General features: G+C 63.3%; 13 protein-coding genes. 9 read left to right on the top strand and 4 right to left on the bottom strand.

The annotated features are described in order from the left end of the window. Positions 1 to 9 precede the first annotated feature (9 nt). Positions 10 to 1,824 carry an aminopeptidase P family protein gene (locus PQR32_RS29095; protein WP_408235099.1) on the bottom strand — a complete coding sequence of 605 codons (1,815 nt, stop codon included), beginning with the start codon at positions 1,822 to 1,824 and terminating at the stop codon, positions 10 to 12. Between the two features lie 19 nt (positions 1,825 to 1,843). Beyond that, on the bottom strand, positions 1,844 to 2,098 hold the full coding sequence (locus tag PQR32_RS29090; protein ID WP_310813754.1) for a hypothetical protein: 255 nt from the start codon (positions 2,096 to 2,098) through the stop codon (positions 1,844 to 1,846). A gap of 204 nt (positions 2,099 to 2,302) precedes the next feature. Here PQR32_RS29090 and PQR32_RS29085 point away from each other — a divergent pair, with 204 nt between their 5' ends. The 7 genes from PQR32_RS29085 to PQR32_RS29055 all read left to right on the top strand — a co-directional run bounded on the left by PQR32_RS29085 (position 2,303) and on the right by PQR32_RS29055 (position 8,452). After that, on the top strand, positions 2,303 to 3,013 hold the full coding sequence (locus PQR32_RS29085) for a response regulator transcription factor (protein ID WP_408235096.1): 711 nt from the start codon (positions 2,303 to 2,305) through the stop codon (positions 3,011 to 3,013). 63 nt (positions 3,014 to 3,076) lie between these two features. Further along, the gene (hemA, locus tag PQR32_RS29080; protein ID WP_408235093.1) at positions 3,077 to 4,363 is read left to right on the top strand and encodes a glutamyl-tRNA reductase; all 1,287 of its coding nucleotides are present in this window, start codon (positions 3,077 to 3,079) and stop codon (positions 4,361 to 4,363) included. 123 nt (positions 4,364 to 4,486) lie between these two features. Beyond that, the gene (gene prfA, locus PQR32_RS29075; RefSeq protein ID WP_408215404.1) at positions 4,487 to 5,569 is read left to right on the top strand and encodes a peptide chain release factor 1; all 1,083 of its coding nucleotides are present in this window, start codon (positions 4,487 to 4,489) and stop codon (positions 5,567 to 5,569) included. A gap of 7 nt (positions 5,570 to 5,576) precedes the next feature. Next, entirely contained in the window at positions 5,577 to 6,464 is an 888-nt protein-coding gene (gene prmC / locus PQR32_RS29070) for a peptide chain release factor N(5)-glutamine methyltransferase (RefSeq protein ID WP_408235089.1), read from the top strand. Between the two features lie 88 nt (positions 6,465 to 6,552). Next, complete coding sequence (grxD, locus tag PQR32_RS29065) at positions 6,553 to 6,864, top strand: Grx4 family monothiol glutaredoxin (protein WP_012434475.1); 312 nt, start codon at positions 6,553 to 6,555, stop codon at positions 6,862 to 6,864. Between the two features lie 44 nt (positions 6,865 to 6,908). After that, the gene (locus PQR32_RS29060) at positions 6,909 to 7,508 is read left to right on the top strand and encodes a UbiX family flavin prenyltransferase (protein ID WP_408235086.1); all 600 of its coding nucleotides are present in this window, start codon (positions 6,909 to 6,911) and stop codon (positions 7,506 to 7,508) included. A gap of 158 nt (positions 7,509 to 7,666) precedes the next feature. Continuing rightward, positions 7,667 to 8,452 (top strand): DODA-type extradiol aromatic ring-opening family dioxygenase, encoded by a 786-nt coding sequence (locus PQR32_RS29055; protein WP_408235083.1) that lies wholly within the window; start codon positions 7,667 to 7,669, stop codon positions 8,450 to 8,452. Between the two features lie 85 nt (positions 8,453 to 8,537). Here PQR32_RS29055 and PQR32_RS29050 read toward each other — a convergent pair whose 3' ends face one another. Then, positions 8,538 to 10,133: an APC family permease gene (locus PQR32_RS29050; protein WP_408235080.1), complete on the bottom strand. Its 1,596-nt coding sequence runs from the start codon at positions 10,131 to 10,133 to the stop codon at positions 8,538 to 8,540. 482 nt (positions 10,134 to 10,615) lie between these two features. On the opposite strand from PQR32_RS29050, the gene PQR32_RS29045 reads away from it, so the two are divergent. Next, complete coding sequence (locus PQR32_RS29045) at positions 10,616 to 10,819, top strand: cold-shock protein (RefSeq protein WP_007180251.1); 204 nt, start codon at positions 10,616 to 10,618, stop codon at positions 10,817 to 10,819. Between the two features lie 111 nt (positions 10,820 to 10,930). Here PQR32_RS29045 and PQR32_RS29040 read toward each other — a convergent pair whose 3' ends face one another. Next, positions 10,931 to 12,181, bottom strand: coding sequence for an Hsp70 family protein (locus tag PQR32_RS29040; RefSeq protein WP_408235077.1), 1,251 nt, complete (start codon positions 12,179 to 12,181; stop codon positions 10,931 to 10,933). Positions 12,182 to 12,370: 189 nt separating this feature from the next. Between PQR32_RS29040 and PQR32_RS29035 the strand changes: the two genes are divergently transcribed. After that, positions 12,371 to 13,846, top strand: a complete 1,476-nt coding sequence (locus PQR32_RS29035; protein WP_408235074.1) for an MFS transporter — start codon at positions 12,371 to 12,373, stop codon at positions 13,844 to 13,846. Positions 13,847 to 13,854 lie beyond the last annotated feature (8 nt).

Genomic DNA, 13,854 nt, shown 5'->3' with positions numbered 1-13,854 from the left:
TGAAGGCGATCAGATGGGTTGCGTGCGCAACTCCAGCCACGCCTTGGCGTCGCCCGACACGTGCGGCGACAGGCGCGTGCGCACGGTCTCGTGATACGCATTGAGCCACGCGCGTTCGTCCTCGCGCAGCAGCGACAGATCGAGGCAACGCGTGTCGATCGGGCACAGCGTCAAGGTCTCGAACTTGAGGAAGTCGCCGAACTCGGTTTGGCCGGCCGGCACGTTCAGCACGAGATTCTCGATCCGCACACCCCATTTGCCCGGACGGTAGATGCCGGGTTCAACCGAGGTGATCATGCCTTCTTCCATCGCCGTCCACGGTTCGGCCGGCGCGTAGTGGGAGATCACCTGCGGGCCTTCGTGCACGTTCAGGAAATAGCCCACGCCGTGGCCGGTGCCGTGGCCGTAATCGGCGCCGGCTTCCCAGATCGGCGCACGGGCGATCGCGTCGAGCATCGGTGAACGGATGCCGCGCGGGAACTGCGCGCGCGACAACGCCATGGTGCCCTTCAGCACGATCGTGAAATCGCGCCGCTGCGCTTCGCTGACGGTGCCGATCGGCACCACGCGCGTGATGTCGGTCGTGCCGCTCAGATACTGCGCGCCGGAATCGATCAGCAACAGGCCGTTGCCCTCGATCACGGAATGCGAGTCCTCAGTGGCGCGGTAATGCGGCATCGCGCCGTTCGCGTTGAAGCCGGCGATCGTCGCAAAGCTCAGCGACACGAAGCCCGGACGGCGCGCGCGAGCCGCCGTCAGATGTTCGTCGATGGTGAGCTCGGTGATCGTCTCGCGGCCCAGCGCGCCTTCGAACCAGGCGAAAAATTCCGCCAGCGCCGCGCCGTCCTGTTCCATCGTCTCGCGCACATGCTCGGCTTCCGCCTCGGTCTTGCGCGACTTGAAGAAGGTGGATGGATTGACCGCCTCGACCACGTTAACGGTCGACGGCACCGATTGAAGCGAGCCGAACGTGATGCGGCGCGGGTCGATCAGCAGCGTGCTGCCGGCGGGCAGCGCGGCCAGTGCGTCCGCGGCCTTCGCATACGGCTCGACGCTGATGTTGTCCTTCGCCAGCGCATCGGCCAGCGCCTGCGGCACCTTGCCGTCGGCGACGAACAGCGACGCGTGGTCGACGCCGATCAGCGCGTGCGCCACGAACACGGGGTTGTAGCTGACGTCGGCGCCGCGCAGATTCAGCAGCCACGCGAGGTCGTCGAGCGTGGAGATGAAGTGCCATTGCGCGCCCTTGTCCGCCATTGCGCGGCGAATCTGCGCGAGCTTGTCCGAACGGGCGACGCTCGCATGCGGCGCGACGTGTTCGAACACGGCGGCCGCCGGCAGCGACGGACGCTGCGGCCAGATCGCGTCGAACAGATCGACGTCGGTGCGCAACTGCACGCCGCGCGCGTTCAGCGCCTGGCTCAAGGCCCGCGCCGCCGCCACGCCGAGCACGGCGCCGTCAACGCCGACCGTGGCACCTGCCGGCACGTTCTGAGCGAGCCATTCGAAATGCGGCACAGTCTGCTGGCCGCCGGTCATCTTCATCAACTGAACGCCGGTGCCGGCCAGTTGCGCGTTGGCCTGTTCCCAATAACGGCTGTCTGTCCAGACGCCGGCGAAGTCCGCGGTCACCACCAGCGTGCCGGCCGAGCCGGTGAAGCCGGACAGCCACTGCCGGCCTTGCCAGCGCCCAGGCAGATATTCGGACAGATGCGGGTCGGCGGACGGCACGAGGTAGGCGGCGACGCCTTCGCGCGCCATTGCGTCACGCAAGGTGGCAAGCCGTTCGGGAATGGAGGAAGTTTCGGGGAGTCGGGCATTCATCGGAGTCACCTGCAAATATTCATCGACGGGAAAGCAAGCCGACCGTCACGGCAACGGCGATCAACGCGACGGCGGTGCAAACCGGCCATTCGAGCGTATCGCCGTCATGGAAGAGACCAATCACGTTGCCAGCCATGTGCGCGACGGCCGCGCCCAGCACGCCGGCCAGCAGCGCCACCCACCACCGGGCGCGACTCGCGCGTCGCAGCGGATGCAACCACCAGCCCGCGAAGCCAATCGCTGCCCCTAACACTACAAGGCCGGGCCACCCCATTAACGGCTGGCCTCGCGCAGTTTCGGATTCGTCTCATGGGCGCAAGGGGCCAACACAGCTAGCATTTTTGTCTCATTAACTACAGAAGTTCAGCACGGCGCTTTCCGCATAGCGGTTGAGTTTAGGGGTCGGGGTGATGTTAGGCAAGCTGTGAGCCTTACGGAAAAGCCTGGTCCCCGGTCATTGCCACGCTGAAAGCGCGTCATGCGAATCGCCCTTATCGAGCCGGACTTGCGGCACGCTGAACTGGTCGGCCGGCTGGTCTTCGCCGGCGGTCATCTGTGTCAGCACTTCATCGCGAGCGTCCCGTTTCTGACGCGCGCCAACGAAGAATTCTTCGACCTTCTCATCACCGAAAGCTGGGCCGGCGACCATTCCGCCGAAGACGTCATCCCGCGCGCTCGCGCCATCCTGCCGGGCTTGCCGGTGATGGTGCTGATGTCGGCGCCACGCGAAAGCCAGATTGTCGCCGCGCTGCGCGCCGGTGCCGACGACTGCCTGACTAAACCAGTCCGCGGCCCCGAGATGCTGGCGCGCGTGGACGCGCTGCTGCGCCGCGCCGGGCTGCGGCGGCCGCCCAACCGGCGGCGCGACGTCATCGGCGAATATGCGTTCGACGCGGCGCAATTTGCCGTCACATTCCGTAAGCAAACGGTCACGCTGACGCCAAAGGAATTCCGCCTCGCACTGCTGCTTTTCAGCAATCTCTCGCGGCCGGTGTCGCGAGCGCATATCCTTGAAAACGTCTGGACGCGCCGCCGCGACGTAAGGTCGCGTACGGTCGACACGCACGCGTCCCGCGTGCGCAGCAAATTGCAGCTTCATCCTGAACATGGCTACTGCCTGACGCCGCTTTACGGCTACGGCTACCAACTCGACGCGATCCCGCCGGAAGCCGTTGTAAACGCGGAATAAGCTGCGCACAATGTGAAAATCGTGGAAACGCTATAATATTGGGCTAAACCATAGCTCCCCCAAATGCAGCTTCTAACGATCGGAATCAATCACCACACTGCGCCTGTCGCCTTGCGCGAACGCGTGGCGTTTCCGCTCGAACAGATCAAGCCTGCATTGGACACCTTCAAGAGCGTCTGGCTCGGCCCGTCGGCCCGCACGGCGCCAGAAGCGGCCATTCTGTCCACCTGCAATCGCACCGAACTCTACTGTGCGACCGACGACCAGGCCGCGCGCGAAGCCGCGATTCAGTGGCTGTCCAAGTACCACAACCTGCCCATCGACCAACTCGCGCCGCACGTCTACGCGCTGCCGCAGTCGGAAGCCGTGCGCCACGCGTTCCGCGTCGCGTCCGGGCTGGATTCGATGGTGTTGGGTGAGACGCAAATCGTCGGACAAATGAAGGATGCGGTGCGTACCGCGTCCGAAGCCGGCGCGCTCGGCACCTATTTGAACCAGCTGTTCCAGCGCACCTTCGCCGTGGCGAAAGAAGTGCGCAGCACGACCGAAATCGGCGCGCAGTCGGTTTCCATGGCGGCCGCCGCCGTGCGCCTTGCCCAGCGGATTTTCGACAAGGTCTCGAACCAGCGTGTGCTGTTCATCGGCGCGGGCGAAATGATCGAGTTGTGCGCCACGCACTTCGCGGCGCAGCAGCCGAAGGAACTCGTCGTCGCGAACCGTACGGCCGAGCGCGGCACACGTCTCGCCGAGCGCTTCAACGGCCGGGCCATTCCGCTGTCGGAACTGCCCTCGCGCATGCATGAGTTCGACATCATCGTGTCGTGCACTGCGTCCACCTTGCCGATCATCGGTTTGGGCGCGGTCGAGCGGGCAGTCAGAGCGCGCCGCCATCGGCCGATTTTCATGGTCGACCTGGCCGTGCCGCGCGATATCGAACCCGAGGTCGGCAAGCTCGAAGACGTGTTCCTGTACACCGTCGACGACCTCGGCGCGATCGTCCGCGAAGGCAATGCGTCGCGGCAAGCCGCGGTCGCGCAGGCCGAAGCGATCATCGAAACGCGCGTGCAGAATTTCATGCAATGGCTGGACGCGCGCAGCATCGTGCCGGTGATCCGCCATATGCACACGCAAGCCGACGTGCTGCGTCGCGCCGAAGTCGAACGCGCGCAGAAAATGCTCGCGCGCGGCGACGATCCGGCTGCCGTGCTCGAAGCGTTGTCCCAATCGCTCACCAATAAGCTGATCCACGGTCCCACGCACGCGCTCAATCGCGCGAGCAGTGAGAACCGTGACACGCTCATCGAACTCATGAGCGGTTTCTACAAACACTCCGGTTCCACGGAGCGTTAGCGGCGCAGCCACCGCCGCGCTGTCCGGGCTACCCGCAAGTGGCCCGCGACGTGCTTCTGACCAGGGCATCCGCCCACTTCCCTAGTCGTCGTCCTTGCCGGAGCCCGCTCCGATACCCGTCCGATGAAAACGAGCATGCAACGCAAGCTCGACCAGCTCACTACCCGGCTGGCCGAACTGAACGATCTGTTGAGCCGAGAGGACATCACCTCGAATCTCGACCAATACCGCAAGCTCACGCGGGAACACGCGGAGCTCGGGCCGGTGGTCGACCACTACGCGCTGTGGCGCCAGGCCATGAACGACGCCGCCACCGCGCAGGAATTGCTGGCCGATGCGTCGATGCGCGACTTCGCCGAAGACGAAATTCGCGCGGCCCGCGAGCGCATGGAAAAGCTCGGTGCCGAGTTGCAGAAAATGCTGCTGCCGAAAGACCCGAACGACGATCGCAACATCTTCCTTGAAATCCGCGCTGGCACGGGCGGCGACGAATCCGCGCTGTTCGCGGGCGACCTGCTGCGCATGTACCTGCGCTTTGCCGAGCGCAACCGTTGGCAAGTGGAAATGATGTCGGCGAGCGAGTCGGACCTGGGCGGCTACAAGGAAGTGATCGTGCGGATCGCGGGCGAAGCCGCTTATTCGAAGCTCAAGTTCGAGTCCGGCGGCCATCGCGTGCAACGCGTGCCGGCGACCGAAACCCAAGGGCGCATTCACACGTCGGCATGCACGGTCGCGGTCATGCCGGAAGCGGACGAAATCGGCGAAGTCGAGATCAATCCGGCCGATTTGCGGATCGACACGTTTCGCGCGTCCGGCGCGGGCGGGCAGCACATCAACAAGACCGATTCCGCAGTGCGCGTCACGCACTTGCCGACGGGGATCGTCGTCGAATGTCAGGACGACCGTTCGCAGCACAAGAACAAGGACCGCGCGCTGAAGGTGCTGGCCGCGCGCATCAAGGACAAGCAATCGCACGAGCAGCAGGCGAAAGAAGCCGCCACGCGCAAGAGCCTGATCGGCTCGGGCGACCGCTCGGAGCGGATTCGCACGTACAACTTCCCGCAAGGGCGGCTAACGGATCACCGCATCAACCTGACGCTCTACCGTCTGGACGCGATCATGGACGGCGATCTCGACGAGCTGATCGCGGCGCTCGTCAGCGAGCATCAGGCCGAGTTGCTGGCCTCGCTGGGCGACGCGGACTAAAGCGCGCATGACTTCGGCCACGCCCGCCGCGCCCACCACACCCGCCGCGCTGCTGCGCGCCTCGACGCTGCCGCCGCTCGAAGCGCGCATCCTGCTCACGCATGTGCTCGGTTGGCGCCCCACGCAGCTGATTACGCGCAGCGACGAAGCGCTCGACACCGAGTTTGTCGAGCGTTACCAGGCGCTGGAAGCACGGCGCGTAGCCGGCGAACCGGTGGCGCAACTGGTCGGCGCCCGGGAATTTTTCGGACTGGATTTCGAAGTCACGCCGCACGTGCTGATTCCGCGCCCCGAAACCGAATTGCTGGTCGACACCGCGCTGACGGCGCTGGAAAACCTCTCGCGGCCTCGCGTGCTCGATCTCGGCACAGGCACCGGCGCCATTGCCGTCGCGATCGCGTCGATGCGGCCCGACGCGCAGGTGTGGGCGCTCGACCGTTCCGCCGAAGCGCTGGCCGTCGCCACGCGCAACGCCGCCCGCCTGCTCGACGCGAAACGCCCCGGCGGCGCCCTGGCATTGACGCAAAGCGACTGGTACGACTCACTCGACGCCACGTTGCGCTTTGACGTGATCGTCAGCAACCCGCCGTATATCGCAAGCGGCGACCCGCATCTATCAGAAGGCGATCTGCGCTTCGAACCGCGCGGCGCGCTCACCGACGAAGCCGACGGACTCAGCGCGATCCGCGCCATCATCGCTGGTGCGCCCACACGGCTTGCCGCCGATGGCGTATTGTGGATCGAGCACGGTTACGATCAGGCCGAAGCCGTGCGCGAGTTGCTGACGGCGCAAGGTTTTGCGGAAGTCCGCTCGGAGCGCGATCTGGCCGGCATCGAGCGGATCAGCGGCGGGCGTCTGGCCGGCCAGGTCCCACCTGATAGCCACACACTCTGAACGGACAAAGCGGCGCTCGGCCGGCTGTATCGAAATCCGCTATCATTTCAGCCTATTCCCTACACATAACGGAACCGCAAGGTCAGTCATGGATACGCAACAACGCATCAAGCAAATCGTCGACGAAAACAACGTCGTCCTCTTCATGAAGGGCACCGCTCAGTTTCCGATGTGCGGCTTTTCGGGCCGCGCCATCCAGATCCTGAAGGCGTGCGGCGTCGGTGAGATCAAGACCGTCAACGTCCTCGAAGACGACGAAGTCCGCCAGGGCATCAAGCAGTTCTCGAACTGGCCGACCATTCCGCAGCTGTACGTGAAGGGCGAATTCGTCGGCGGCTCGGACATCATGATGGAAATGTACGAATCGGGCGAATTGCAACAGTTGTTCGCCGCGGCCTGAGCGGCCACGGTTCACACGTTTCGATCCCCAAGGTGCCGCGAGCCATGGAAACACGCGCTGCGGCGCCACGCCGGCTGATCGTCGCGATCACCGGCGCGACCGGTGCCATCTACGGCATCCGGATACTCGAAACGCTGCGCAGGCTGGGCGGCGTCGAGAGCCATCTGCTGATTTCGAGCGCGGGCTGGCTCAATATCCAGCACGAACTCCAGTTGAGCAAAGAGGACGTGCATCCGCTCGCGGATGTCGTCCACTCGGTGCGCGACGTCGGCGCGAGCATCGCGTCCGGCTCGTTTGCCACCGACGGCATGGTCGTCGCCCCTTGCTCGATGAAGACGCTCGCGAGCGTCGCGCACGGTTTCTCGGACAACCTGATCACGCGCGCCGCCGATGTCACGCTCAAGGAGCGCCGCCGCCTCGTGCTGCTTGTGCGCGAGACGCCGCTCAATCTGGCACATCTGCGCAACATGACGGCGGTCACTGAAATGGGTGGCGTGATCTTCCCGCCCTTGCCTGCTTTCTACAACCAACCCGCTTCCATCGACGAAATGGTCGATCACACCGTGGCGCGCGTGCTGAATCTGTTCGCGCTCGGACCGGCGTTGTCGCCGGCGTGGGCCGGGCTGCGCGGCGCGCAGGAATAGCACGTCCGCCGCGGCGTGCGATATCCGCGCATACGTACGGATTCACAACATCTGCGACACAATCAATTCTGTTTTCACCCGTTTATCAAATCGCGGTGCAACCCTATATTGGTAGCAACCCAATCTCTGCGCCGCGCTCTCGCGGCCGCGCTGCTGCCATGAACCGCTTACCCTCGCTTTTCCTGTCCCACGGCGCACCCACGCTGCCGATCGACCCGTCGTTGCCGTCCGCCGAATTCGGCACGCTGAGCGCCCAGTTGCCGCGTCCGGAAGCCGTGCTGATGCTGTCGGCCCATTGGGGCACGGCGCAGCCAGTGGCGAGCACGTCCACGGCGCCGGAAACCATCCACGATTTCTACGGTTTTCCGCGTCAGTTGTACGAAATTCAGTACCCGGCGCCGGGCGCGCCCGATGTGGCGCGCCGCGCCGCTGTGCTGCTCGGCGAAAACGGCATCCTCACGGGCGCCCAGCCGCACGGACTCGATCACGGTGCATGGGTGCCGATGCTGCTCATGTTTCCGGATGCCGATATACCCGTCGCCCAGTTGTCGATCCAGCCGCACATGGACGCGGCGCATCACTTCCGCGTCGGCCGGGCGCTGCGGTCGTTGAAAGAAGACGGCGTGATGGTGATCGGCTCCGGCCAGATCACGCACAACCTGCGCGCCGCCGACTTTTCCGCGCGCCCGGAGGATGCCGATCCGCGCGTCGCCGAATTCACCGACTGGTTCGAGGAAAAGCTCGCCGCGCACGATATCGACGCCCTGCTCGACTACCGCCGCCAGGCACCGCACGCGGTGCTGATGCATCCTACCGACGAGCATCTGCTGCCGGTCTTCGCCGCATTGGGCGCGGCGGACGACGATTATTCGCTGGCCATCCAGTCGCTCGGGACCTATCAGCGCTCGCTCGCCATGACGAACTACGTGTTCGGCACCGCCTGACGCCGCGTCGATAAGCACGGCAGAAAGAAAAACCCCCGCCTGAGCAACTCGGGCGGGGGTTTCTTACAGACTTCAGCGCAGCGCTTTAATGAGCGCCCATGCCTTCGAGCACTTCGTCATGCTCTGTGCGCTCGTCCAGATATTCCGAGCGATAACCACTCGTCACGCCCCAGTAGTAGAACGCCAGCGAAAACGCGATGACCACCACCATGTCCCAGCCGTAAGGGATGAGGTCGTGTCCACCGAATTGCTTGCTGCCGATCAGCGACAGAATCGCCATCACCGGCAGATAAGCGACCAGCCACCATGCCGCCTTCAGATCACGCCCCCAACCGGCAAAGCCCGACTTCGCCTGGAAGTAGAAGTACACCGGCAACGCGACGACCATCAGCAGAATGATTTCGCCGGTCAGTGGCCACTTCGCCCAGTACAGGATCAGCGATGCGCAGACGAACGCGAACGGCGCAATGATCTTCATGCCCGGAATATGCAGCGGACGCTCGAGGTCCGTCGCCGCGCGGCGCAAGGCCATCAGGCTGATCGGGCCGGTCAGGTATGAGATCACGGTCGCGACCGAAATCACCGCCGCGAGCGAACTCCAGCCGCGGAAGAAGAACAGGAAAATGAACGACACCAGCAGGTTGAACCACATCGCCTGACGCGGCACGCCGTAGAACGGGTGAACGTTGCCGAACATTTTCGGCATCGTGTTGTTGCGCTCCATCGCGTAGATCATGCGGCTGGTGGTCGCCATATAGGTCGTGCCGGTGCCGCTCGGGCTGACGAATGCGTCGACGTACAGCAGGATCGCCAGCCAGTTCAGGTTCAGCGCGATCGCGAGCTCCGCAAACGGCGAAGCGAAGTTGAAGTGGCTCCAGCCCTTCATCACGTCGCTCGGATTCACCGCGCCGATATACGCAATCTGCAGCAGCACGTAGATCACCAGCGCGAGCAGGATCGAGCCGATCACCGCGAACGGCACGCTCTTGGCCGGGTTGCGCGCTTCACCCGCGAGATTGATCGGGCTCTGGAAACCGTTGAACGCGAAAACGATGCCGCTCGTCGACACCGCCGTCAGCACCGCCGACCAGCCGTACGGCGCGAAGGTACTCGCTTCGCCGAAGTTTTCCTTGTGAAAGCCCGTCAGCATCAAGCCGAGGATCGTCGCGCCGGGAATCAGAAACTTGAAGATCGTGATCGCCGAATTGGCGCGCGCGAACAGTTTCACGCCCCAGTAGTTCAGCATGAAGTAAATGATCACGAGCGCGGCGGACAGTAATAACCCGTTAGTAGTTAATGACCCATCCACGAATAGCGCATGCGCCCAGGGATAGGGCCACGTGCTCATATATTGAATGGACGCTTCAGCTTCGATGGGAATCACCGAGACAATGGCGATCCAGTTGGCCCATGCGCTAATGAAACCAACCAGCGCACCGTGCGAATAGCGCGCGTAACGCACCATGCCGCCGGACTCCGGGAACATCGCGCCGAGTTCCGCGTACGTCAATGCGATCGCGAGAATCACGACCGCGCCGATCACCCATGCACAAATGGCAGCGGGACCGGCAATCTTTGCGGCCTTCCACGCGCCGAACAGCCAGCCGGACCCGATGATCGAACCCAAGCCCGTCAGCATCAGCGCGAACGGCCCGATGTTCCGTTGTATAGAACTTTTCACGTCTTCTCCTGTGTCGGCTGGAGTGAGTGCTTTGGCACGTACTCCGGCCCATGCAAGTTTGCAGCAGAACCATGTCGGCACCACGTGACATCGCCTTGGGGCGCTGGAGACGGGTGACGCGCATGCGTACGCGACGGCCCATTCCAAATAGGTGCAACCGACGCGAGGCGCGTAGTTTAACGGTTGCACCCAGTCCCTGCAGCGAAACTAAGGGTTCTCCCTAGCAAAAAATTCGGACGAATAGCAAGCTTTGTAAGCAACTTTTACGCCAAGTTGATGAAAGTTCGTAAAGTTGTCGGGAGACTGTTGACCTTCTCTCAAAATCGCCGTATAACGTTCGGGCAGGATTTCAAGCGGCGAGTGAATTGGTCTTTCGTAGTTCGCCCATCAACGGTACTCCGGTTGGTCCCATTACCCCCTTCCTTGATTTTCATGCACCCTCTGGGCTTCGGCCTTATTTACCATCTTTAGGAACAAGTAATATGGAAACCGGTACCGTCAAGTGGTTCAATGACGCAAAGGGCTTTGGCTTCATCACGCCGGACGGCGGCGGCGAAGATCTGTTCGCGCATTTCTCGGAAATCCGCACGGAAGGCTTCAAGACGCTGCAAGAAAACCAAAAGGTTACGTTTGAAGTAAAGACGGGCCCGAAGGGCAAGCAAGCTGCTAACATCAAGCCGGTGTAAGCAACACGCTTCCTTCTGGACGCAAAAAAACCCCGCCTCGGCGGGGTTTTTTTATATCCACCGCTATTGCAAAAGGTGATTATCTTCGCAGTATGCGGTTGATGATTTTGGTTATCCAAATAGACGTCGCGCGTGAATGCCGAGTCCAGTCGCGACACTCGCAAGGCGATCACCGAATACCGCTTTAGCATCCGGAAATGCCGCCGCCAATGCGCCCGATAGAAACGCCAATCCGGTCGAACCGCCCGTAAAGTAAATCGCGTTGACGTCGCGTGTCGCGACACCGGCCGCCTGCACCGTGTCGCGCGCCGCCTGCACGATGCGCAGCGTTTCGTCTTGGCCGGCCTTGATGAGTTGCGCCTCGTCGAATGCGAGGCGCAGGTCGTCTTCCACTTCGTCGAGGTCGATCACGGTCTCTCCGCCCGCCGCCACGCCGATCTTCGCCTCTTCCGCGTGCGCCGCCAGCGCATGACCCAGCCGGCGGTCCACAACGCGCATCAGGCGGTCGTAATGCTTGACCTCCGTGAACAGATGCCGCATTAGCGCGAGTTCGCTGACGCGCTTCGGCGCGTAGACGGTATTGATCAGATGCCAGGTCGCCAGATCGAAATAGATCCGGTTCGGAATCTCACGGCCTTCCGGGTCGAGCGTCTGATAGCCCATTTCGCGCAGGATCGTCGCCAATTCCACGCGACGGTCGAAATCCGTGCCGGCGACGTGCACGCCGTGATGGGCCAGCACGTCGTCCTTGCGCTCGACGCGCTTCATCCGCTCCGGCCCGACCCGTACCAGTGAAAAGTCCGAGGTACCGCCGCCGATGTCAGCCACCAGCACGAGCCCTTCTTCCGTCAGATGCGATTCGTAGTCGAACGCAGCCGCGATCGGCTCATACTGAAAGTGAATTTCCCGCAGGCCAACCGAGCGCGCGGCGGCTTCGAGTTGCTGCTGCGCCATCTGATCGGCGCGCGGGTCGTCGTCGACGAAAAACACCGGGCGGCCCAGCACGGCGCGATGGATCGGACCGCCGGCGCTTTTTTCGGCCGAGCGCTTGAGGTGCTCGACGAAAATCGCGATCACATCCGTGTACTTGATCGCGGAGCCGTCGCCGAGATCGGTGGAGTTCTCGGCGAGTGGCGAGCCGAGAATGCTCTTCATCGAGCGCATCAGACGACCGTCGAAGCCGTCAATGTAGGCTGCTAGCGCCGCCCGCCCGAATTCGCGGGTGTTTTCGTCGGTGTTGAAAAAGACCGAGGTGGGCAGCGTCGTGTAGGCGCCCTCGACCGGCGCGAGCTTGAGCGCGCCGCCGACAGGAACGGCCACAGCCGAGTTGGAAGTACCGAAGTCAATCGCGCAATAGTTCATGGCAGGAATCGCCGCTCACGGCTGGCGCGGACAGAAAGGGGAGCGGCTTTGTAACACGAAAGCCCAATCAGCATCAACTGACGCTTTGGGCACACTCGCGATAACGTAAGAGCCCAGCTCGACGGAACGAATATTGCTCATTTTGACAGGATACGCCGCCAATTTTCGGAATTGAGGAGGCTTCAAGCAATGAGCGCGCCGCCTACTGCCGCTGTTCATGAAAAAAACGCCACCGTCGTCGAAACCGATCTGCCCTCGCGGCTCGACCGTCTGCCGTGGGGCCGGTTTCACTCGCTGCTCGTGGTGGCGCTTGGCGTGACGTGGCTGCTCGACGGCCTGGAAGTCACGCTGGCGGGCGCGGTCGCGAGTGCGTTGAAGTCTAGTCCATCGTTGCACTTTACCAACGCCGACGTCGGTCTGGCCGGTAGCGCCTACATCGCCGGCGCGGTTCTCGGCGCGTTGGGATTCGGCTGGCTGACCGACCGGCTGGGCCGCCGCAAGCTGTTTTTCATCACCCTCGCCCTGTATCTGGCAGCGACTGCGGCAACCGCGCTGTCGTGGAATCTGGCCAGCTTTCTCCTGTTTCGGTTCCTGACCGGCGCCGGGATCGGCGGTGAATACACAGCGATCAATTCGACGATCCAGGAATTCACGCCGGCGCGCCTGCGCGGCTGGACCGATCTCGGCATCAACGGCACGTTCTGGGTCGGCGCGGGGCTCGGCGCGGCCGGCTCGCTGATGCTGCTCGATCCGCATCTGCTGCCCGCGGACTGGGGCTGGCGCGCCTGCTTCTTCATCGGCGCGGTGCTCGCGCTGGGGATTCTGCCGATGCGCATCTGGCTGCCCGAAAGCCCGCGCTGGCTGCTTACGCACGGCGACGAGCGCGACGCGCGCTCAATCGTCGAAGGCATCGAAACGCGCTTTCGCAACGAAGGCCACACGCTCTCCGACGACGACCTCACGCGCCTGCGCTTGCGGGCGCGCGGACATACGCCGCTGCGCGAGGTATTCCACACGCTCTTCAACGTGCATCGACGGCGCGCCCTGGTCGGCCTGTCGCTGATGACCGCGCAGGCGTTTTTCTACAACGCGATCTTTTTCACCTACGCGCTGGTGCTCACCGACTTCTACCACGTGCCGGGCGACCACATCGGCTGGTATCTGCTGCCCTTCGCGCTCGGCAATTTCCTCGGACCGCTGCTGCTCGGGCGGCTCTTCGACGTGATCGGACGGCGCAAGATGATCGCTGCAACCTACGCCATCTCTGGCGTCCTGTTGACGCTGAGCGGTTACCTGTTCGAGCAAGAAATGCTCACCGTCGTCACGCAGACGATCGCGTGGATGGTGATTTTCTTCTTCGCGTCGGCGGCCGCGAGTTCGGCTTATCTCACGGTTAGCGAGTCGTTTCCGCTGGAAATTCGTGCGCTGGCCATCGCGGTTTTCTACGCGTTCGGCACGGCGCTCGGCGGCATCGCCGGGCCGGCGTTTTTTGGCCGGCTGATCGACACGCATCAACGCAGCGAGGTGTTTTCGGGCTATCTCGTCGGCTCGGGCCTGATGCTCGCGGCGGCGGTGATCGCGGCGATCTGGGGCGTCGATGCGGAGCGCAAGTCGCTGGAGAGCGTGGCCACGCCGTTGTCGAGCGTCGCGGACGGCGTCGAATGAAAAACGCG

It is taken from the genome of Paraburkholderia dipogonis (genome assembly GCF_046027395.1).
Classification (GTDB): domain Bacteria; phylum Pseudomonadota; class Gammaproteobacteria; order Burkholderiales; family Burkholderiaceae; genus Paraburkholderia; species Paraburkholderia dipogonis_A.
The sequence above is the reverse complement of the archived record's forward strand: the minus strand, read 5'-3'. Positions and strand labels throughout refer to the sequence as shown.

Bases quoted from the DNA above. Each gene is read 5' to 3' on its own strand.
- PQR32_RS29060 (WP_408235086.1), top strand. From the start codon at position 6,909: ATGGAAACACGCGCTGCGGCGCCACGCCGGCTGATCGTCGCGATCACC.
- PQR32_RS29055 (WP_408235083.1), top strand. From the start codon at position 7,667: ATGAACCGCTTACCCTCGCTTTTCCTGTCCCACGGCGCACCCACGCTG.
- prfA (WP_408215404.1), top strand. From the start codon at position 4,487: ATGAAAACGAGCATGCAACGCAAGCTCGACCAGCTCACTACCCGGCTG.
- hemA (WP_408235093.1), top strand. From the start codon at position 3,077: ATGCAGCTTCTAACGATCGGAATCAATCACCACACTGCGCCTGTCGCC.
- prmC (WP_408235089.1), top strand. From the start codon at position 5,577: ATGACTTCGGCCACGCCCGCCGCGCCCACCACACCCGCCGCGCTGCTG.
- PQR32_RS29090 (WP_310813754.1), bottom strand. From the start codon at position 2,098: ATGGGGTGGCCCGGCCTTGTAGTGTTAGGGGCAGCGATTGGCTTCGCG.
- PQR32_RS29040 (WP_408235077.1), bottom strand. From the start codon at position 12,181: ATGAACTATTGCGCGATTGACTTCGGTACTTCCAACTCGGCTGTGGCC.
- grxD (WP_012434475.1), top strand. From the start codon at position 6,553: ATGGATACGCAACAACGCATCAAGCAAATCGTCGACGAAAACAACGTC.
- PQR32_RS29085 (WP_408235096.1), top strand. From the start codon at position 2,303: ATGCGAATCGCCCTTATCGAGCCGGACTTGCGGCACGCTGAACTGGTC.
- PQR32_RS29095 (WP_408235099.1), bottom strand. From the start codon at position 1,824: ATGAATGCCCGACTCCCCGAAACTTCCTCCATTCCCGAACGGCTTGCC.
- PQR32_RS29045 (WP_007180251.1), top strand. From the start codon at position 10,616: ATGGAAACCGGTACCGTCAAGTGGTTCAATGACGCAAAGGGCTTTGGC.
- PQR32_RS29035 (WP_408235074.1), top strand. From the start codon at position 12,371: ATGAGCGCGCCGCCTACTGCCGCTGTTCATGAAAAAAACGCCACCGTC.